The 19444-nt window shown below is 69.4% G+C and carries 18 protein-coding genes and 1 rRNA gene; 7 read left to right on the top strand and 12 right to left on the bottom strand.

Annotation, left to right across the window (positions count from 1 at the left end; translation table 11 throughout):
• Window positions 1–3: 3 nt before the first annotated feature.
• Window positions 4–120, top strand: a 5S ribosomal RNA gene (rrf, locus tag ABGA98_RS44505).
• 63 nt (window positions 121–183) lie between these two features.
• On the opposite strand, the gene ABGA98_RS44500 is transcribed toward rrf, so the two are convergent.
• Complete coding sequence (locus ABGA98_RS44500; protein WP_347624534.1) at window positions 184–642, bottom strand: Lrp/AsnC family transcriptional regulator; 459 nt, start codon at window positions 640–642, stop codon at window positions 184–186.
• A 128-nt stretch (window positions 643–770) separates the two neighbouring features.
• Here ABGA98_RS44500 and ABGA98_RS44495 point away from each other — a divergent pair, with 128 nt between their 5' ends.
• Window positions 771–1658, top strand: a complete 888-nt coding sequence (locus ABGA98_RS44495; protein WP_347624533.1) for a phenylalanine 4-monooxygenase — start codon at window positions 771–773, stop codon at window positions 1656–1658.
• Window positions 1659–2080: 422 nt separating this feature from the next.
• On the opposite strand, the gene ABGA98_RS44490 is transcribed toward ABGA98_RS44495, so the two are convergent.
• The 4 genes from ABGA98_RS44490 to ABGA98_RS44475 form a co-directional block, all read right to left on the bottom strand.
• Window positions 2081–2557, bottom strand: coding sequence for a hypothetical protein (locus ABGA98_RS44490; protein WP_347624532.1), 477 nt, complete (start codon window positions 2555–2557; stop codon window positions 2081–2083).
• Between the two features lie 319 nt (window positions 2558–2876).
• Window positions 2877–4139 (bottom strand): extracellular solute-binding protein, encoded by a 1263-nt coding sequence (locus ABGA98_RS44485; RefSeq protein WP_347624531.1) that lies wholly within the window; start codon window positions 4137–4139, stop codon window positions 2877–2879.
• A gap of 22 nt (window positions 4140–4161) precedes the next feature.
• Window positions 4162–6084: an ABC transporter permease subunit gene (locus ABGA98_RS44480; protein WP_347624530.1), complete on the bottom strand. Its 1923-nt coding sequence runs from the start codon at window positions 6082–6084 to the stop codon at window positions 4162–4164.
• The gene (locus ABGA98_RS44475; RefSeq protein WP_347624529.1) at window positions 6081–7694 is read right to left on the bottom strand and encodes a beta-N-acetylhexosaminidase; all 1614 of its coding nucleotides are present in this window, start codon (window positions 7692–7694) and stop codon (window positions 6081–6083) included. The genes ABGA98_RS44480 and ABGA98_RS44475 overlap by 4 nt, the downstream gene beginning before the upstream one ends.
• A gap of 243 nt (window positions 7695–7937) precedes the next feature.
• Here ABGA98_RS44475 and ABGA98_RS44470 point away from each other — a divergent pair, with 243 nt between their 5' ends.
• Both ABGA98_RS44470 and ABGA98_RS44465 read left to right on the top strand, forming a co-directional pair.
• Window positions 7938–9092 (top strand): ROK family transcriptional regulator, encoded by a 1155-nt coding sequence (locus ABGA98_RS44470; protein ID WP_347624528.1) that lies wholly within the window; start codon window positions 7938–7940, stop codon window positions 9090–9092.
• Window positions 9093–9237: 145 nt separating this feature from the next.
• Complete coding sequence (locus ABGA98_RS44465) at window positions 9238–10179, top strand: serine hydrolase (protein WP_347624527.1); 942 nt, start codon at window positions 9238–9240, stop codon at window positions 10177–10179.
• Here the strand turns inward: ABGA98_RS44465 and ABGA98_RS44460 are convergent.
• Genes ABGA98_RS44460 through pstS form a run of 5 tightly spaced genes read right to left on the bottom strand, consistent with a single transcriptional unit; the run spans window position 10148 to window position 14621 of the window.
• Window positions 10148–10873 carry a response regulator transcription factor gene (locus tag ABGA98_RS44460; RefSeq protein ID WP_347624526.1) on the bottom strand — a complete coding sequence of 242 codons (726 nt, stop codon included), beginning with the start codon at window positions 10871–10873 and terminating at the stop codon, window positions 10148–10150. The two genes, ABGA98_RS44465 and ABGA98_RS44460, sit on opposite strands and share 32 nt — an antisense overlap.
• A complete protein-coding gene (pstB, locus tag ABGA98_RS44455) occupies window positions 10873–11649 on the bottom strand; it encodes a phosphate ABC transporter ATP-binding protein PstB (RefSeq protein WP_347624525.1) in 777 nt (258 codons plus the stop codon). The genes ABGA98_RS44460 and pstB overlap by 1 nt, the downstream gene beginning before the upstream one ends.
• Window positions 11650–11664: 15 nt before the next feature.
• Window positions 11665–12540, bottom strand: coding sequence for a phosphate ABC transporter permease PstA (gene pstA / locus ABGA98_RS44450; protein ID WP_347624524.1), 876 nt, complete (start codon window positions 12538–12540; stop codon window positions 11665–11667).
• Entirely contained in the window at window positions 12537–13517 is a 981-nt protein-coding gene (pstC, locus tag ABGA98_RS44445) for a phosphate ABC transporter permease subunit PstC (protein WP_347624523.1), read from the bottom strand. The genes pstA and pstC overlap by 4 nt, the downstream gene beginning before the upstream one ends.
• A gap of 6 nt (window positions 13518–13523) precedes the next feature.
• Window positions 13524–14621 (bottom strand): phosphate ABC transporter substrate-binding protein PstS, encoded by a 1098-nt coding sequence (gene pstS, locus ABGA98_RS44440; protein WP_347624522.1) that lies wholly within the window; start codon window positions 14619–14621, stop codon window positions 13524–13526.
• A 119-nt stretch (window positions 14622–14740) separates the two neighbouring features.
• Between pstS and ABGA98_RS44435 the strand changes: the two genes are divergently transcribed.
• Both ABGA98_RS44435 and ABGA98_RS44430 read left to right on the top strand, forming a co-directional pair.
• The gene (locus tag ABGA98_RS44435) at window positions 14741–15226 is read left to right on the top strand and encodes a low molecular weight protein-tyrosine-phosphatase (RefSeq protein WP_347624521.1); all 486 of its coding nucleotides are present in this window, start codon (window positions 14741–14743) and stop codon (window positions 15224–15226) included.
• Window positions 15213–16043: a fructosamine kinase family protein gene (locus ABGA98_RS44430; RefSeq protein ID WP_347624520.1), complete on the top strand. Its 831-nt coding sequence runs from the start codon at window positions 15213–15215 to the stop codon at window positions 16041–16043. Before ABGA98_RS44435 ends, ABGA98_RS44430 begins: the two co-directional genes overlap by 14 nt.
• On the opposite strand, the gene ABGA98_RS44425 is transcribed toward ABGA98_RS44430, so the two are convergent.
• Window positions 16040–16882 carry a TetR/AcrR family transcriptional regulator gene (locus tag ABGA98_RS44425; protein ID WP_347624519.1) on the bottom strand — a complete coding sequence of 281 codons (843 nt, stop codon included), beginning with the start codon at window positions 16880–16882 and terminating at the stop codon, window positions 16040–16042. The two genes, ABGA98_RS44430 and ABGA98_RS44425, sit on opposite strands and share 4 nt — an antisense overlap.
• A 64-nt stretch (window positions 16883–16946) precedes the next feature.
• Between ABGA98_RS44425 and ABGA98_RS44420 the strand changes: the two genes are divergently transcribed.
• The gene (locus ABGA98_RS44420; protein WP_347624518.1) at window positions 16947–18653 is read left to right on the top strand and encodes a right-handed parallel beta-helix repeat-containing protein; all 1707 of its coding nucleotides are present in this window, start codon (window positions 16947–16949) and stop codon (window positions 18651–18653) included.
• On the opposite strand, the gene hisN is transcribed toward ABGA98_RS44420, so the two are convergent.
• Window positions 18643–19425 carry a histidinol-phosphatase gene (gene hisN / locus ABGA98_RS44415; protein ID WP_347624517.1) on the bottom strand — a complete coding sequence of 261 codons (783 nt, stop codon included), beginning with the start codon at window positions 19423–19425 and terminating at the stop codon, window positions 18643–18645. The two genes, ABGA98_RS44420 and hisN, sit on opposite strands and share 11 nt — an antisense overlap.
• Window positions 19426–19444 lie beyond the last annotated feature (19 nt).

Below are 19444 nucleotides of genomic sequence, written 5' to 3'. Positions count from 1 at the left end.
GGTTACGGCGGTTATGGCGGGAAGGAAACACCCGGTTACATTCCGAACCCGGAAGTTAAGCTTCTCTGCGCCGATGGTACTGCACTCGGGAGGGTGTGGGAGAGTAGGTCACCGCCGGACAATCTTTTCTGGAGGGGGTTTCGACGCGCACAGCGTCGAAACCCCCTCCTTTTGTTTCTGGGCTCAGGTGACGGCGTCTGCCAGGAGCGGTTCGATCCGGTGGGGGATCTGGGTGGACAGGGCGATGGTGGAGTCCGTGCGTTGCACCGCGGGGGACGTCAGGATGTGGGCGATGATCTCCTGGAGGTGTTCCGTGGTTCTGGCGACGACCCGGCACAGCAGGTCGTGTTGTCCGCTCGTCCCGTGCACCTCCAGGATGTGCGGTACGGCACGCAGCGCTTCCACCGCTTCCTCCAGGCGCCCCTGCGCGATCTGCAGCCAGACGAACGCCAGGATCGGATAGCCGGCGTCGGCCGGTGAGACGGTGGGGCCGAAGTCCTCGATGACGCCTCTGGCGGTCAGCTTTTCGACCCTGGCCTGCACCGTGCCCCTGGCCACCCCGAGCAGGCGGGCGAGTTCGGTCAGGCCGATGCGAGGGTGGGCTCGCATGGTCACGAGCAGGCGGGCGTCTAGATCGTCCACGAGGGCGTCCTCCGCGGCTGTGCGATTCGTCCAGGAAATGTGTGTTCTGGCATGCGAGAACTAGCGTATCGCTCAGTCAAGCTGGTCGCTCTTGCCAGTAAAGGCGGGGACTTGTTGTCATGTGGGGCATGTTTGAGGAAGCGCAGTACTTCGCCCCAGTTGCGGCTCAGGCGGACGGCTCCGTGGTGGTCGAGCTGTCCGCCTCGCATCCGGGGTTCGCGGATCCGGTGTATCGGTCGCGGCGCAACGCCATCGCAGGGCTGGCGGTCAACTATCAGCCGGGCACGCCCATCCCGATCGCCGAATACACCGGGCAGGAGCACGAGGTGTGGGCGACGGTCACCAGAGAGCTGGGGATCAAGCACGCCAAGTACGCCACGGCAGAATATCTCGACGGCGCCGCCAGGCTGGGGCTGCCTCAGGAGAGGATCCCGCAGCTGGAGGAGGTCTCCCAGCTCCTGGAACCGCTGACCGGTTTCCGCTATCTGCCGGCGGCCGGCCTGGTGCCGCTGCGGGATTTCTACGGAGTGCTCGCGGACGGGTTCTTCCACTCGACGCAGTACATACGGCATCATTCCGTGCCCTTCTACACGCCGGAGCCCGACGTCATCCACGAGGTGATCGGGCATGCCAATGCGCTCGCCCACCCCCGGTACGCCGCCCTCTACCGCCTGGCGGGCCAGGCCGCACGGCGCGTCGAGGGGGAGGAGGCGCTGGAGTTCGTGTCGAAGGTGTTCTGGTTCACCATGGAATTCGGGGTCATGCAGGAGACCGGCGAGCTCAAGGCGTACGGGGCGGGCATCTTGTCGTCGTACGGGGAGGTCGAGGAGTTCCGGGGCATGGACATCAGGCCGCTGGACCTCTCCGCCATGGGTACCACGCATTACGACATCACGAAATATCAGGATGTCTTGTTCCGGGCCGAGTCGCTCCAGCACCTGGAAGACGTCGTCGGGGACTTCTGGGATACGTGTGACGATGATTCCATCGCGAAGCTGGCCGCCGCTCGCGTCTAGCGCTGTGGCCGAATGATCATCGGGTTGGGGTGGTGGTCAGGCTTCGACGGTTGACGTCGCTCCGTTGCTGGCGACGCGACGTCGACGGCGGTGCTGGAACCGATGCCGGTGTCGCGGGGCCGGGGTGCGCGTTCGGCGTGGCGGACGGTGCCTGGCGGGGTAGCCTGTCCGGCCAGGGCCGATGTGTCCGGCTGGGCCGTGTCCTGCCGGGGTGCAGCGATCAACGTCCCCAGTCGGCCAGATGCCGTCATGGGTGAACCGGTGGCCCGCGCCGGTCGGGCGCGGACGGTCGGGCGCGGACCACGGGACGTCGTTCAAGAGCGGAGTGAGCGCCAGAGGGTGTCGCCTGCGTCCGAGGTCTCAGGTACCGGTGGGTGGTCATCCCCGGTCCGAGCCATCCGGTGCAGGTGGTCGATCGCCGGTCACCTGTCGGAGACGAGCTCTGCCAGGTGGTGCAGCGAGCTGGTGAGATGGTCAGGGCCGAACGGCGGGAACCGGAGGTATGCCCGGATGGAGTCGGGCACCGCCGACCAGTCGTAGGTGAGCGTGACCTCGGTCTTGGAAGGACCGAGCGGGGTGAGGTCGTACCGCCACATCCAGCCGCCGAACTCCAGTTGACCGTCGCCCTTGTCATAGCCCGTCAGCCAGCCGATGGCGCACGGCGGGTCGAGCACCTGGACCTTGTTGACCACCTGGTAGTCACCGTTCGGATGGCCGGCGTGATACATGTCCATCCGGAAAAGCTGCCCCACCTCGGTGAGTGGTGCCTGGTTGACAGCTTCGTGAACCCAGCCGGTGCCGTCGATCGCGGCATGGGTCGTCGGGTCCGCCAGCGCCGCGAACACTCTCGCGGCGGGCATGGCGATGGTCAGGGTGGCGCTGACGTTCTCCTGGTCCATGGTGTGCACGCTCCTTGCCGTCTCGTCCCCGGCCTCCCGCAGGCGCGGATGGGGACGTTCCCTACTACAGGCAGACGATGCGGCGAGGCGGAACTCATCGGTCGTGTGGGCGGGTCGGGACGTCCCCGAGCGGTACGGGGCCTTGGCAGACCTGCTACGAGCGGTCCACATGACGACCACGCAAAGGGACGGCAGTCGAAGAGGCGGGCTCACCAGGCACGGGCCCGAGCGGGGCCCTGGTGCAGCGTCCAGCCCTGGCGGCACGGATATCGAGTGTGTTCTCGAACCGGCGCGACCTCTCATCAGCGGGCGATACGGCTCATGAGGGCTCGACGATCTGCTGGAACTTGTCGAGCACCGCTCGAGGGTCGCCGCTGGGGCCGACGGCGGTGCCCAGTTCGGCTGCCACCGTGCCGCGCAGCTCGGCCCACACCGGCTGCGAGGTCGGGTCGAAGCGCGCCTTGGCCACCATGTCGACGATGGGGCTGACCTTCGGGTCCTCACGGATGATCGCCGAGGCGGACGACGTGGTCGGCAGCAGGCCCTCGACCTTCAGGTATTCGGCGTAGTTGGCGGCCTGGTAGAAGTAGTCGAGGAACTCGCGGACGAGCTGCTGGTTGCCGTCCTTCTTGAAGGCCATCAGGTAGTCCTGGATGCCGTGGGTGGCCGGTTCGGCGCCGTGGTTGGTGGGGTGCGTCGCGGTACCGTAGTCGACGCCCGACTTCTCCACCTGGTCGAGGAAGGCACGGGTGCCGAAGGAGGCGTACACCATGGCCGCCTTGCCCTGGGCGAACAGCGGCCAGGTGCCGTCGGGGCGGTTGGTCTGGCCGGGGTTCGGCTGGGTGTAGCCGTCCTGGGTCAGCGACTTGAGGAACTGCAGGGTCTCGACGGCCCGCTCGTCGTTGACGGTCCACCGGTCACCGGTACGCCAGTCGCCGCCGTTGGCCCGCATCCAGGTGCCGAACTCGTAGTCGCCGGCCTCGGCGCCGAGTGCCATCGCGTACGGCACGTAGCCGCCGGGTAGCGCCTTAATCGCTTTGACTGCCGCGCGGAACTCCTCCCACGTGGCCGGGGGCTCGTCGAGACCGGCTTCCTTGAGGATCGTCTTGTTGTAGTACAGGCCGTTGACGGTCGCGACGAACGGCAGGCCGTACTGGGCGCCGTCGAAGGAGGCGTTCTCGGCGAAGGACGGCAGGAAGTCCGACAGGACCTCTTTGGAGACCACCTCCTCGGCGCGGTACAGCAGCCCGGCCTCCGCGTAGTCGGCGAAGACGTTGATGTTCAGGATGTCGGGGAACTGCTTCGTCTGCACCATGGTGTTCACCTGGCTCTGCAGGTTTCCCCAGTCGATCACTTGCAGGTCGACGTTCTTGCCTGGGTGCGCCGCCTCGAAGGAGGCGATCAGCTTGTCCCAGTAGGGGCGGGTGCCCTCGGTGTACTGGGCGACGACCAGCTTGATGGAGTTCTGGCCGCCGGAGCCGCCGTCCGCGCCGCCCGGCCCGCCGCCGCACGCGGCCAGCGCGAGCACGAGACCTGCGAGCGCGACCAGAGCGCCGAGCCGTGGTCTGGTTCTGGAGGTCATCTCACACCGATCTTTCTCGTTGTCACTTGGTGCTCCCCGCGGTCAGGCCGCTCACCAGATGCTTCTCGATGAACGCGAACAGGATCACCGCCGGCACGATGGCCATCAGCGCCGCGGCGAAGAGATACTGGTAGTTGGTCTCGTACAGGCCGATGAACTGCTGGACGCCGACCGTGAGAGGCACGCGCCCGCCGGCCGGGTCGTTGAAGAGCGTCAGGGCGATGACGAACTCGTTCCACACCTGGATGAAGGTGAAGATCATCACGGTGACGAGGCCGGGCGCGGCCAGCGGGAGGGTCATGCGCAACATGATCCGGAACTTGCCGAGACCGTCCATCATGGCGGCCTCGTCGATCTCGACGGGGATCGCGCTGAAGTGGGCGTGCAGGATCCACACGGCGAAGGCGAGGTTGAACGCCGAGTTGATGGCGATGATCACGCCGTAGCTGTTGATCCCGTCGACGAACACCGCCTGCCGGTACAGCCCGATGAGCAGCGCCACGGCGGGGAACATCTGCGTCACCAGGATCACGCTGAGGAACGCGGTGCGTCCCCTGAACCTCATGCGGGCCAGCACGTACGCCGCCGGTGCGGCCAGGACCAGCACCAGTGCCGTGGAGGCCAGCGCGATCGTCAGGCTGACGCGGAAGAAGTCCGCCAGGGGGATGCGCCGCCACACGTCCGCGTAGTTGGACCACGCCCAGGTCTCGGGCAGGTAGTTCGCCGGCACGGCGAACAGCTCGGCGTCGGTCTTGAGCGAGCCGAACAACATTGCGGCGTAGGGCGCGATGAAGAACAGCGCCACCGCGAACCCGATCACCGGGAGCACGACGGGACGGATCCGCCGCCACCCGCGCCCCGCCCGCGCGAGCGCCGCCGGCCGTCCGCGGCGCCGCCCCGGCGCCGGGCTCCTGGAGGGTCCGGCGGGCGGACCCACCTGGCTCGCGACCGGCGCAGGCTCTGGGACGGCGGGCGACGGAGCGGGGGGCGCGCCGCTCGCCGAGGGATTGCGGTGCGGCCGCAGCACCAGTACGAAGGCCAGGATGAGCAGCAGCAGGAAGGCGACGTTGAGCACGCCGAGCGCCGCCGCCTCACCCGAGTCGAGCTGCGCGGTGAACGCGATCTTGTACAGCCACGTCACGGTCGTGTCTGCGTGGTTGCCCGCCGTCTTGCCCATGATCACCCAGATGACGGTGAACGCGTTGAAGACGTGCAGCATGTTGAGGACGAGCGCGATCATGATCGACGGCCGCAGGATCGGCAGCGTCACCCGCCGCCAGGTCGCCCACGCGCTCGCGCCGTCGATCCGCGCGGCCTCCAGCACGTCGTGCGGCACCGTCTGCAACCCGGACAGCAGCACGTACGTGGTGAACGGCATCGAGGTGATGATGCCCACGGCCATCACCGAGTACAGCGCCGTGGCCGGATCCTTGTACCAGTCGACGGGTGCGGAGATGATCGACAGGTCCATCAGCATCCGGTTGAGCAGGCCGTTGCCGCCCTCGTAGATGAAGCGCCACACGGTCGCCGTCATCACCAGCGAGGTCGCCCACGGCACCACCAGCGCGAGCCGGACGAACTTGCGGCCGAAGAAGTCCTTGGCCAGGAACTGCGCCAGCGCGAGCGAGAGCAGCATGGTCAGCCCAACGACGATCACCAGCCACAGCAGCGTGTTGCCGACGACGAGGCCGAGGGCGTCCTCGCTGAGCAGGCGGGCGTAGTTGTCCAGCCCTGCCATCCCGGTGACCAGCCCGATCCTGCTGATGTCGAGGAAGGACATCCAGACCATGTAGAGGGCGGGGAATCCGATCACCCCCGCGATGAGCACCGTGCTCGGCGTCAGCCAGCGCCATGGCACGGTGCGCTGCCACAGGCCCGCGGCCCGGCCCGTCAGCCCGGGGGCCGCGCCGGAGCCTGCGCGGGGGCCCGCCGTCCGGATGCTCATCGGGGGTTTCTGAGATTGGCGGTCCAGGAGTCCAGCGTCGCCTGCCACTCAGCGGGCTCCTCCGGCCTGCCGGGCACCCCCGGCCGACGCTGCCAGGGCAGCGGGCCGGACTCGCGCCGGTACTCGACGCCGATCGCGTCCAGGCGCGGCAGGTGCGCCTCCAGGCGGCGGCGGAAGTCGGCCAGGTCCCGCTCGGGACCCGACCAGACGGTCTCCGCGAAGGCCGCCAACCGGGGGAAGGCCATGTAGTCGACGTGGCGGGTGGAGTCGATCAGCTCGGTCCAGATCCCGCACTGGGCGCCCAGGACTCGTCCCGCGGCCGGGTCTCCGCGCAGCTCCGCGGGGACGGGCTCGAAGGCGTAGACGTCCTCAAGAGTGAGCACGGTCCTGAACGGCAGCGGCTCGTCCTCCAGCGGGCTCTGCCGGTAGTCGAGGTAGACGGCGGTGTTGGAGCAGTTGATGACGTCGTGACCGGCGCGGGCGGCGGCCACCGCGCCCACGTCGGCGCGCCAGGCGGCCACCACCGCGCCCGGCGCGAGCCCGCCCTCCAGGATCTCGTCCCAGCCGACCAGGCGCCGGCCACGCTCGGTCAGGTAGGCGTCGAACTGGTGGATGAACCAGCTCTGCAGCTCGTCCTCGTCGCGCAGCCCCAGCTCGGCGATCCGGCGCTGGGCCGACGGGCTGGCCCGCCACTGGTCCTTGGGGCACTCGTCCCCGCCGACGCACACGTACGGGCTGGGGAAGAGCTCCAGCACCTCGTCGAAGACGTTCTTGAAGAACGTGATCGTGGCGTCCTCGACGTTCAGCACGTTGGAGCCGACCCCCCACGTGGTGCCCACGCCCAGCGGGGTGTCCACGTTGCCCAGCTTCGGGTAGGCGGCGATGGCCGACTGGGTGTGGCCGGGCAGGTCGATCTCGGGCACGACCGAGATGTGGCGGCGCGCGGCGTAGGCGACGATCTCCCTGAGGTCGTCCTGGGTGTAGAAGCCGCCGTGCGGCCGGCCGTCCATCTCGCCCATCCAGCCGACCTGGCTCTCCTCGCGCCAGGAGCCGATCTCGGTCAGGCGCGGGTAGCGCTTGATCTCGATGCGCCAGCCCTGGTCGTCGGTCAGGTGCAGGTGCAGGACGTTCAGCTTGTGCAGGGCCATCAGGTCGATGAAGCGCAGCACGTCTGCCTTGGTCATGAAATGCCGGGCCACGTCGAGGATGGCGCCGCGCCAGGCGAAGCGGGGCTCGTCGGCCACGTGCACGGCGGGCAGCTCCAGCGCCTCGCCCGTCCCCGACCGGCGGAAGGCGTGGGCCGGCAGGAGCTGGCGCAGGGTCTGCGCCCCGTAGAAGGCCCCGGCCGCCGATCCGGCGTCGAGCGTGACCCCGCCAGGGGTGACGGTGAGCCGGTAGCCTTCCGGCGGCAGGCCGTCGCCGAGGGCGAGCCGGATCGCCGGCCCCGGGCCGCCCGACGGCAGCAGCTCGCCTCCGGTCACTGGGGCGAGTTCACCGCGCAGCCAGGCCGCGACCGGGCCGAGCACCGGGTCGGCGGTGAGCGCGGTCTCCCTGTCGATGACGAAACGGCCGGGACGCGACTCGTACCGCAAGGGCTTGGGGACGATCATCGACCGGTCCCCTCGGAACGGACCAGCGCCGGGACGCGGGCGCTTCCGGCCTTCCCCACGTGCACGAACGGCATCGGCTCTACCTCTCTCACAATTACGAAGGAGCCTTTCATTATTAGCATCCGCCCAGATTACGGGTCAATGCTCATTTCTGCGCAGATCTTGCGTTCTTGGTCATCTTTGCGCACTCAACTCCTGGCATAATGAAGCGGCTTACACAGGAAACCTGCGTTAGGACGGACGATGGCAGCCACACTTCGCGGCGGCGACCTGTCACGGCTCAGGCAGCTCAACGTCCTGGCCGCGATCGGGACGCTGCGTAGCGCCGGCCCCCTGACGCTGTCGGCCCTGGCCGAGCGCACCGGCCTGTCGCGCCCCTCCACGAAGGAGGTCGTGGACGAGCTCAAGCGGCTCGGCTGGGTCGAGGAGACCCCGCCCGCCCAGGGCACGGTCGGCCGGCCCGCCCGCCGCTACCGCTTCCGCGCGACAAGCGGTCACCTCGTGGGGCTCGACATAGGCGGCCACAACATCCGCGCCGCCCTGTCCGACCTGAACGGCGAGATCCTCGCCGAGACTCGCCAGCCCGTGCAGCCGGACACGCCCCTGGACGAGCGGCTGGCCGCCATCGAGCGGACGGTCGCGAACTGCCTGGCGCTGGGCGGCAAGACGATCGACGACGTCTGGATCGTCGCGGCGGGCACCATCGGCGTGGTCACCCCGGAGGGACGCATCCGCTACTGCGCCGCGATCCCCGCCTGGACCGGGCTCGACCTGGCCGGGCGCCTGCGCGGGATGTTCCCCTGCGAGGTCCTCGTCGAGAACGACAGCCGCCTGGCCGCCAAGTCCGAGGCCGTGCGCGGCGCCGCGCGGGACGCGAGCGACGTGGTGTTCCTGCACGTCGGCCGGCGGTTGGGGGCGGCGGTCATCATCGACGGCAAGGTCCACCGCGGCTTCGGCGCCGCGGCCGGAGAGATCGCGATGCTGCCGCAGGCGCAACTGTTCGACGCCTCGGATCACCTGCAGAACTGCCCGGTCATCCCCGACGACACCTCTCCGGCGGACGCCGCCGGCTACACCCTGGCCGCCGCCCGCGCCGGCGACCCGGTGGCGCTCGCGGCGGTCGAACGGTACGTGGACGACCTGGCCGTGGGCACCAGCGCGATGGTCCTGCTGCTCGACCCGCAGGTCGTCGTGCTCGGCGGCGGCTTCTCCCGCTCGGCCGACGTCCTGCTGCCCCGGCTGCGCGAACGCCTGGAGCGCGCCTGCATCCGCCCGCCGGAGCTGCGCGCCTCGACGCTGGGGGACGAGTGCGTGGTCACGGGCGCCATCGACTACGCCGTCGCCCACATCGACGACCGGCACTTCACCCCGGACGTCACCCTGCCCACCTCGCGCTGACCACGGATCTCCGGCACGGTCCTCCTGGGCAGAGTCTTCGGCGTGCCGGACCAGTAGCCGGGCTCAGGTGCCGTCCTGTTCCCGGCGTGTGGACCGCTCGTAGCAGGTCTAGCGGCGTGTTGTGAAATGTCGTGATAATGCTCGGATGATCGCGCTTGGAGCGAGAGCGATACCACGACTGGTCATCATTCTCGCCCTGCTCCTGCCGATGGTCCCGATGCCCCGGCCCGTGCCCGCGACGATGCACGCTGCCCGGCCGGCCGTGCTGGACGTGACCACGTCCTCCGAGGTGCGGCGGGAAGCGCAGGGAAGGATCGAGCAGAGCGCACGCGAGGAGGCGCTGCCGCCGATCCCGGCCAGGAAGATCACCGAACGCCTCGACCGTTATCTGCGGGGTCGTCCAGGGCCGGTCACGGCCATGGTCAAGGAGCTGGAGACGGGGCGGGTCTACCGCTACCGTCCCCGCGAGCGGCTGATCACGGCGAGCACCGCCAAGGTCCAGATCGTCATGGCGCTCCTGCTCGACACCCCCTGGAAGAAGCTGCCCGCGGCCGCCAGGCACGACGCCGACCTGATGATCCGCTACAGCGACAACCACGCCGCGGACCGTCTGTGGTTACGCATCGGCGGGGCGGCCGGGTTCACCAGGGCGGGCAAGAAGCTGGGGCTGAGACATACACAGGGCGTGCCGGGGGACTGCGTCGACCTGTATTGCTGGGGAATCACGAGAACGTCCGTCGAGGACCAGATCCGCCTCATGGAGGCACTGGTGTCCGGCAAGAGCCCGCTCAGGGCGAAGGGCCGGGAGCAGGTGCTCGACCTCATGGGCCGGGTCGTCGACGGCCAGGCCTGGGGGATCAGCGCCGCGACATGCGAGGGTGAGCGCGCGGCGCTGAAGAACGGGTGGCTCAGGCGCGTTTCGACCAAGCGCTGGGCCACGGTCAGCGTGGGGCTGATCAGGGGCGACGGCCGCGACTACGCCGTTGCCGTGCTCACCGAGGGGAGCCCGGAGGTGCGGCACGGCATAGCGACCGTCGAAGGCATCACCGAGCGCATCATGCGGGATTTCCGGAAATGCTCGGAGTGACGAGGCGGTAGCCCACACCGCGTACGGTCTGGATGAGCTGGTCGTCCTCGTCGCCCAGACGCGCACGCAGGCGTTTGACGTGCACGGCGATCGTGTTGGTCGACGTGGTCGCCGCGGCGTTCCACACGTGACGCATGATCTGCTCGCGGGTGACCGTACGGTCGGCGTTGCGCATCAGATACTGCAGCAGTTCGAACTCCCGCAGCGGCAGGTGCACGGTGCGTCCGCCCACGCGCACCTGGTAGGCCTGTACGTCCAGCTCGACCCCGCCCACCGCCAGCACCTTGTGCGACTCGGGGGAGGCCGCCTGGATGAACGGCAGCAGTTCGGGCACCCGGTAGGGCCTGGCCACGCAGGCGGCCGCCCCGGCCGCGAGCGCGCGTACGGCCTGCTCGGCGTGCCCCTCGCCGACGCCGAGCAGCACCGGTACGGCCCGCGCGAGGCGTACCGCGCGCACGAAGTCCACAGCGTCGATGACCGGCAGCGTGGCCGAGACGAGCACCACGTCGGGCTGCAGGGCACCGGCCTGCAGCAGCCCCTGAGCGCCGTCAGGCGCGCCCGTGACGGCTACGCCCTCACGTTCGAGGGCGGCCGCCAGGGCGTCCACGACGGCGCCGTCAGGGTCGGCGATGAGCAGTACGGGTTTGGTCCTCGTGTCCCCGTTCATCGTGGATGCCGTCTGCTGTCGGGTCATCAACCGAAGCGTCCCGTGATGTAGTCCTCGGTGGCCTTCTGGGACGGGTTGGTGAACATGCGGGACGTCTCGTCCATCTCGATGACCTTGCCGGGCTTGCCCTGCTCGGCCAGGTTGAAGAAGGCGGTCCTGTCGCTGACCCGGGCGGCCTGCTGCATGTTGTGGGTGACGATGACGATCGTGTACTCGTCCTTCAGCTTGGCCATGAGGTCTTCGATGGCCAGCGTCGAGATGGGGTCGAGCGCCGAGCACGGCTCGTCCATCAGCAGAACCTGCGGTTTGACCGCGATGGCCCGCGCGATGCAGAGCCGCTGCTGCTGCCCGCCGGACAGGCCGGCGCCGGGTTTTCCGAGGCGGTCCTTGACCTCGTTCCAGAGGTTGGCGCCCTTCAGCGACTCCTCCACGGTGTCGTCGAGGTGCGCCTTGCTGACGCGGCCGTTGAGGCGGAGGCCGGCGGCGACGTTGTCGTAGATCGACATCGTGGGGAACGGGTTGGGGCGCTGGAAGACCATGCCGATCATCCGGCGTACGGAGACGGGTTCGACGTTGCTGCTGTACAGGTCGTCGCCGTCGAGCAGCACCTTGCCCTCGACCCGAGCTCCGGGGATCACTTCGTGCATGCGGTTGAGCGTGCGCAGGAACGTCGACTTGCCGCACCCGGACGGGCCGATGAACGCGGTGATCGAGCGCGGCTCGATGGTCATCGACACGTCTTCGATCGCCTTGTGCGACCCGTAGTACGCGTCGAGGCCCGAGACCTGGATCTGCTTGGACATATCTGCGGATACCCCCTATCGGCGCCTGGCGGGTGAACGCCACCAGGCGATCAGACGCGCCACCAGGTTGAGCAGCATGACGATCAGGATGAGCGTGAGGGCGCCGGTCCACGCCCGGTCGATGGCGGTGTCGTTGGGACGCGCCGCCTGGTCGAAGACGTAGAGGGGCAGGCCCATCTGCGGCCCGTTGAACGGGTCGTTGTTGATGGAGTCGGTGAAGAACACCGTCAGGAGCAGCGGCGCCGTCTCGCCCGCGACCCTGGCCACGGCCAGCATGACGCCCGTCACGATGCCGGTGAACGCGGTCGGCAGCACGACCTTGAGGATCGTGCGCCACTTGGCCACGCCCAGCGCGTACGAAGCCTCACGGAGGTCGTCGGGCACCAGTCGCAGCATCTCCTCGGCGGATCTGACCACGGTCGGCATCATGAGGATCGACAGCGCCATCGCGCCGGCGAAGCCGGAGTAGGGCATGCCCAGGAACAGGATCCAGAACGCCAGCACGAACAGACCGGCGACCACCGAGGGGATGCCGGTCATGACGTCGACGAAGAAACTGATGGCCCGGCTCAGCCGGCCGCCGTTGCCGTACTCGACCAGGTAGATCGCGGTGAGCAACCCGATGGGGACGGAGATGAGCGAGGAGAGCAGGACCTGTTCCAGGGTGCCGATGATGGCGTGGTAGGCGCCGCCGCCCACGTCGCGCGCGCCGATCCCGCGCATCGAATGGGTGAGGAACGTCATGTCGAAGCGAGCCAGGCCGTTGGAGATCACCAGCCAGAGCACGGACACGAGCGGCACCACGGCCAGCGCGAACGCCAGATAGACCAGCCCCTGGACGATACGGTCCTTGAGCCGGCGGCCGGTCGAGATGTGCTGGATGGTGGTCATGTGTCGGCCTTCATGAGCTCTTTGCGCCGGTTGATGATCATGCGGGCGGCCATGTTGACGAGCAGGGTGATGATGAACAACACCAGGCCTGAGGCGATCAGCGCGCCACGGCCGATGTCGCCGGCCTCGCCGAACCCGTTGGCGATGTTGGCGGCGATGCTGTTGCCCTGCGGGGTGAGGATCTGGAAGCTGATGCCGAACGTCGCCGGGAAGATCAGCGCGACCGCGATGGTCTCGCCCATGGCCCGGCCCAGGCCGAGCATCGCGGCGCTGATCACGCCGGGGCGGCCGAACGGCAGCACCGCCATGCGGATCATCTCCCAGCGGGTGGCGCCGAGGGCCAGCGCGGCCTCCTCGTTCATCCTCGGAACCTGCAGGAACACCTCGCGCGAGATGGCCGCGATGATCGGCAGGATCATGATCGCCAGCACGATGCCGCCGGCGAGCATGGTCTTGCCGCCGATCGCGCCCTCGCCGGCGAACAGCGGGAACCAGCCGAAGTTCTCGTTGAGCCACCGCGACGGCTCCCTGAGCAGCGGTACGAGGAAGGCCACGCCCCACAGGCCGTAGATCACGCTGGGCACCGCGGCGAGCAGGTCGATCAGGTAACCGAGCGGGCCGGCCAGGCGGCGCGGCGCGTAGTGGGAGATGAACAGCGCCACGCCCACCGCGATGGGCATGGCGATGACGAGTGCGAGTGCCGAGCTGAGCACGGTGCCGAACGCCAGCGCGCCGATGCCGAAAACCTGGCTGCTGTTCGGGTCCCAGGTCAGCTCGGTGAGGAAGTTGCCCTTGTTGGCCCGCAGCGCGGGGATGGCCTCGCCGATGAGGAAGACGGCGATGGCCGCCATGATCCCCAGCAGGAGGATGCCGGCCCCGGTGGACAGGAAGCGGAAGGGCGCTTCACCATGGCTGCGCCGCGAGGCGGACCGGCTCGTGACCGGTCCGCCTTCACGGATTTCCGTTTTGGTGGTCATCAGCTCTTAGGAGATCGCCTCGACGGTGGAGCGGACCTTGGTGAGCAGCTCGCCGGACAGCGGGGCGTAGCCCAGGTCCTTCAGCGCCGCCTGGCCCTCGTCGCTGGCGGTGTAGGTGAGGAACGCCTTGACCAGCTTCGACTCCTCGGCCGGCAGGCCCTTCTCGCAGGTGATCTCGTACGTCACCAGCACGATCGGGTAGGCGCCCGGCGTCTTGGTGGCGTAGTCGATCGACAGGGCGAGGTCGTTGCCGGTGCCCTTGATCTCGGCGGTCTCGACGGTCTTGGCCGCGCTCTCCGGGGTCAGCTCGACGAACTCGCCGGAGCCGTTGGCGACCTTGGCCTTCTGGAGTTCCGAGTTGTCGGCGAACGACATCTCGACGTAGCTGATCGCGCCCTCGGTGTCCTTGACCGAGGAGGCGATGCCGTCGGAGCCCTTGGCGCCCTGGCCCTTGGCCTCGGCGGGCCAGGCCTTGGCGGCCTCGTACGGCCAGTCGGCGGTGGCCTCGAGGAACTTGGTGAAGTTGTCGCTCGTGCCCGACTCGTCGGCCCGGTGGAAGGCCTGGATCGGCGTGGACGGGAGCGTGGCATTGGGGTTGTCGGCCTTGATGGCCGGGTCGTCCCACTTGGTGATCTTGCTGTTGAAGATGCCGCCGAGCGTCTTGGGCGACAGCTGCAGGCCCTCGACGCCGGGCAGGTTGTACACGACCGCGACGGGGCCGGTCACCATGGGGATGTTGACGGCCTTGCCGGTCTTGCAGCGGGCGTCGGCCTTGGCGGGCTCGTCGTCCTTCAGGGCCGAGTCGGAACCCGCGAGCGCGACCGTGCCCTGGATGAACGCCTGGATGCCCGCACCGGACCCGCTGGGCTGGTAGTTGATGCTCACCCCGGAGTTCTTGGCCTGGAACTCCTTCTTCCACTGGTCGATCGCGTTGGCCTGGGCAGAGGAGCCCGCGGCGTTGATCGTGCCGCTCAGACCGCTGTCAGCCGCGGCCTCGGTGGCGGCGGTGGTGCCGCTGGCCCCGGTGTTGTTGTCTGTGCCGCACGCAGCGAGCGAGAGCGCGCCGACGAAGGCCACGGCGGCGAGCCGGCCTGCATACTTCACGGTTGGGTTCCTCCCACTTGGTCCTTAGTCGCCATGAAGCTATGCAGCGAAGGTGACTCAGACCCCTAGCAAGGGTGAACGTTCGGTGAACGCACCAGGTCACCCTCATGATGGGAGCTATGACTTATCGCGTATGCCTCGTATGCATGGGGAACATCTGCCGTTCCCCGATGGCGGAGGCGGTGCTCCGCCAGACGCTCGCGGGCCGCGGGCTGGGGGACCGGGTCACCGTCGACAGCGCCGGGACCGGTGAGTGGCACGTGGGGGACCCCATGGATGAGCGGGCACTCGACATCCTGGCGCGGCACGGGTACGACGGCTCGGTGCACCGGGCGCGGCAGTTCGCGGGCGACTGGTTTGCCCGTTATGACCTGGTTCTGGCCATGGATCGGGACAACCTGTCCACTTTGCGGCGGATGGCGCCGTACGAGGTGGAGGTGCGGTTGTTCCGTTCCTTCGACCCCGCCGCGCCGAAGGGGGCCGAGGTGCCCGATCCGTACTACGGGGGCACTGAGGGGTTCGAGGAGGTGCTCGCGCTGGTCAAGTCGGCATCCGAGGGTGTGGCCGAACACATCGCCGATGAGCTCGGCGATGAGACTGACTGAGGACCTCGGCTCGTCGCACGGCTGGCGGCTCCAGCGGGGCGTGCTGGACGACGGGCGCGAGGTGTTCGTGAAGAGCGGCCAGGGCGGCGGGGAGGCGTCCGTGGCGAGCGGCCAGGGCGGCCGGCGCCGCTCCGAGGTGTTCACCTCCGAGGCCGCCGGGCTGCGCTGGCTGGGCGAGGCGATCGCCGTGCCCGAGGTGATCGAGGTCGAGCCGGACCGGCTCGTGTTGTCGTGGGTACGGCAGGAGCCGCCCAGCGCGGCGGCGGCCGAGCGGTTCGGGCGTGCGCTGGCCCGGCTGCACCGCGAGGGCGCGGACGGTTTCGGCGCGCCGTGGCCGGGGTTCATCGCCGAGTTGCCGATGGACAACGCCCCCGCGGCCGACTGGCCGTCGTTCTACGCCTCGCGGCGGGTGCTGCCGTTCCTGCGGCAGGCCCGGCTGCCGGCGCGGGAGGTCTCCCTGGTCGAGCGGGCGGTGGACCGGTTCGCCGAGGTGGCGGGGCCGGCCGCGCCACCCGCACGCATCCACGGTGACCTGTGGAGCGGGAACGTGTTGTGGTCGGGCGGGTCGGGGGTGCTGGTCGATCCGGCCGCCCACGGCGGGCACAGGGAGACCGATCTGGCCATGCTCGACCTGTTCGGGCTGCCGTACCTCGATCGGGTGCTGGGGGCCTACCAGGAGGAGTGGCCGCTTGCGGAGGGGTGGCGGGATCGGGTGCCGCTGCACCAGCTGCATCCGCTGCTCGTGCACGTGGTGTTGTTCGGGGGCGGCTATCGGGACGCCCTCATGGACGCGGTGCGGCGGGTGCTGGCGCTCTAACCGTTCCTGCGTCTGCGGTAGGCGCGCTGCTGGCAGGCGCGTGAGCAGTAGACGCGGGGGCGGCCGGACGAAGCCGGATCCAGCGGGCCGCCGCATTCCGCACACGTTTCATCACGCATTTCGTCACGCTTCCGGATGAGGACCTCGACACCGTCGAGCAGCCGGCGCAGGCCGAAGTCGAAGGAGTCCTCGGGGTGGTCCCAGCCGCCCGCGGTCCACAGGTGGGAGAGCGTCGGATAGCGGTCGAGGCGTTCGTAGAGCGAGTCGCGCGAGCCCCACCACTCCTCCTCCGACACCCCGCTGCGCCGCTCCTCACGCCGGGTCTCGACCAGGACCAGGGCCTCGGCGTCGACGAACCGGCCGACCATGCCCACGACCGCGATGACCTCCGAGGGGCGCAGCGCCGTGCCGGCGAGCGTGCTCAGCATGTAGTCGTAGTGGGCGACGGCGTTGGGACCGGGGACGTGGCGGCTGCCGCGCACCTCGGCCAGCCACGGGTGCCGCTTGCGGATGTCCCACGCGTGCCTGGCCACGGCCTCCAGGCGGGCCCGCCAGCCGCCCGTCTCCATGGGCTGCGGGTGCTCGCCGAGAACCTCGTCGAGCATCAGGTCGACGAGCTGGCCGCGGCCGGGCACGTGGCGGTAGAGCGACATGGTCGTGAAGCCGAGCCGGTCGGCGACCTTCCGCATCGACAGGCCCGCCAGGCCTTCGTCGTCGGCGAGTTCCACGGCGGCGCGCACGATTCTGGGCAGGCTGAGGCCCTGCCTCGGCTCGCGGTCGCCGGCCCGCCACAGCAGCTCGACACCGTGGTCGGGGTCGTCGGCCCTGCCCCTCGCCATGTGCGCCCTCCCTTGTTTATGGTGTACTACTACGTGTACGGCATAAACAGCAAAGGTGGTTCAGATGTTCCAGTTCCACGTCGCGCCCTCCGGCGACGACTCCTGGCCCGGATCGGCAGGGCGGCCCTTCGCCACCCTCGACCGCGCCAGGGCCGCGGCCCGCGAGGCCGGCGGCGACGCCGTCGTACACCTTAGAGGTGGCGTGCACACGCTCGCGCGGCCGTTCGAGCTCACCGGCGACGACTCGGGGATCGTCTTCCAGGCGTACGGCTACGGCAGCCCTGGGCAGGAGGAGCCCGTGATCAGCGGCGGCCGGGTCATCACGGGGTGGCAGGAACGCGACGGCGTCTGGGTGGCCGAGGTCGGCGACCTCGACACCCGCCAGCTCTACGTCGACGGGCGCAGGGCCGAGCGGGCCGCCGTCCCCGGGTTGCCCGGCGAGGTCCGCGCGACCGCCACCGGCTACGTCACCGACGGCGGCGAGCCGCTCGGCTGGCGCAGCCCCGCGGACGTCGAGTTCGTCTTCCGGGGCGTCTACCCCTGGACGGAGGCGCGCTGCGGGGTCGCGGGAGTCTCCCGCGACGGGGACGAGACCGTGATCACCATGGCACAGCCCGCCTTCGGATGGGCCGGCGAGCTCTACAACTCGACGTGGGAGGGTCAGTCGTCGAGCGGGCCCGGCCTGCCCACCCGCATCGAGAACGACGCCGCCTTCCTGGCCGAGCCGGGCACCTTCGTGCTCGACCGGTCGCGTCCGGGGCGGCACGTGCTGATGTACCTGCCCCGCGCCGGGGAGCATCCCTCCCGTACGCGGGTCGTCGCACCCGTCCTGGAGCGCCTGGTGAGCGCCGCGGGGGCGCGCGACGTGTCGTTCAGGGGCCTGGTGTTCGCCGAGGCCACCTGGCTGCGCCCGAGCGCGGCCGAGGGGTTCCTGCACTACCACGGCACCGGCTACTACGAGGGCGGCGGCGTCGAGACGGCGGTCATCGGGGAAGGGGCGTCTGTGACGTATCCCGCCGCTTCCGTCACGATCCCCGCCTGCGTCACCTTCGACGCCACCGAGAACGTGGAGATCGAGGGCTGCCGGTTCACCCGGCTCGGCGCCTCCGGGCTGGGCGTCACCGGCGGCGCCGGTCTCGTGGTGCGCCGCTGCGCGTTCGACACGTTGTCCGGCGCCGCCATCGAGGTCTCCGGCAGCCGGGCCACCTCGATCGAGGACAACCGCGTGCACCACACCGGGCTCGAGTTCAGCGGCGCGCCGGGCATCTCCGTGTCGGGCACGCGTGACTGCGTGGTCGCGCACAACGAGGTGGCCCACGTGCCCCACTGCGGGATCGTCGTGGGTTCCGGGCAGGGCGCCCAGATCCTGCGCAACCGCACGGCGGACACCATGGAGGTGCTGGCCGACGGGGGCGGAATCTACCTGTCGGGGCCGCAGGGCGACTCCCCGGACAACCAGGCGCTCGTCCAGGGGAACGTCATCAAGGACACGCGCACGCCGTACAACTTCGGGCTGTACACCGACTACGGGGCCTCGTGGGTCACGGTGGAGGGCAACGTCGTCCTGCGGGCGGACAACACGGCCGTCCTCGTGGTGGGGCCGCCGCTGGAGAACGTGGTCTACCGGGGGAACTTCTGGGACCAGGATCCGCTGGGACACGACAATCCGCCCAGCGGTGTCACGTATGAGGGAAATGTGACGTATAAGGATGAACGGGAGCTGAACGCCGCAACCGCCGACATCCAGTCCGAGGCCGGTCCTAGGCGTTGAGCCGGCGGACGACCTCGTCGTGGAGGGTGCCGTTGGTGCAGACGAGGCTGCCGCCCTCCAGGCCCTTCACGCCCGCCACGTCGGTCCACACGCCGCCGGCCTCCTCGACGATCACGGTGAGCGCCGCCATGTCCCACGGCGACAACTCGGGCTCCGCGGACACGTCCACCGAACCCTCCGCGACCATCATGTGCGACCAGAAGTCGCCGTACGCCCTCGTGCGCCAGCAGGCGCGGCCGAGGTCGAGGAAGTTGTCGAGCCGGCCCGTCTTCTCCCAGCCGCCGAAGCTGGAGTAGGAGAACGACGCGTCCTCCAGGGTCGAGACCGACGACACGGTCATCCTGGACGCCTTGGTCAGGCTCTTGCCGGTCCACGCGCCGCCCCCGGCGGCCGCCCACCAGCGTCTGCCGAGGGCAGGGGCCGACACGAGGCCGACGACGACCTCGCCGTACTCCATGAGCGCGATCAGGGTCGCCCACACGGGCACGCCGCGCACGTAGTTCTTGGTGCCGTCGATGGGGTCGATGATCCACGACCGGGCGCCCCACCCGGTCTTGCCGAACTCCTCTCCCACGACCGCGTCGCGCGGCCTGGCACGGCGCAGCGTGCCCCGGATGGCCTCCTCCACAGCGCGGTCGGCGTCGCTGACCGGCGTCAGATCGGGCTTGGTGTCGACCTTCAGATCGACCGCCTTGAACCGCCGCATGGTCAGGTCATCGGCGGCGTCCGCCATGACATGCGCGAGGCGAAGATCATCGTTGTAACCCTGCACGGTCGCCCACGCTACCGTG

The sequence above is a fragment of the Nonomuraea sp. B1E8 genome, assembly GCF_039871515.1.
Taxonomy (GTDB): Bacteria; Actinomycetota; Actinomycetes; order Streptosporangiales; family Streptosporangiaceae; genus Nonomuraea.
This window is presented reverse-complemented; position numbering and strand designations above follow the sequence as displayed.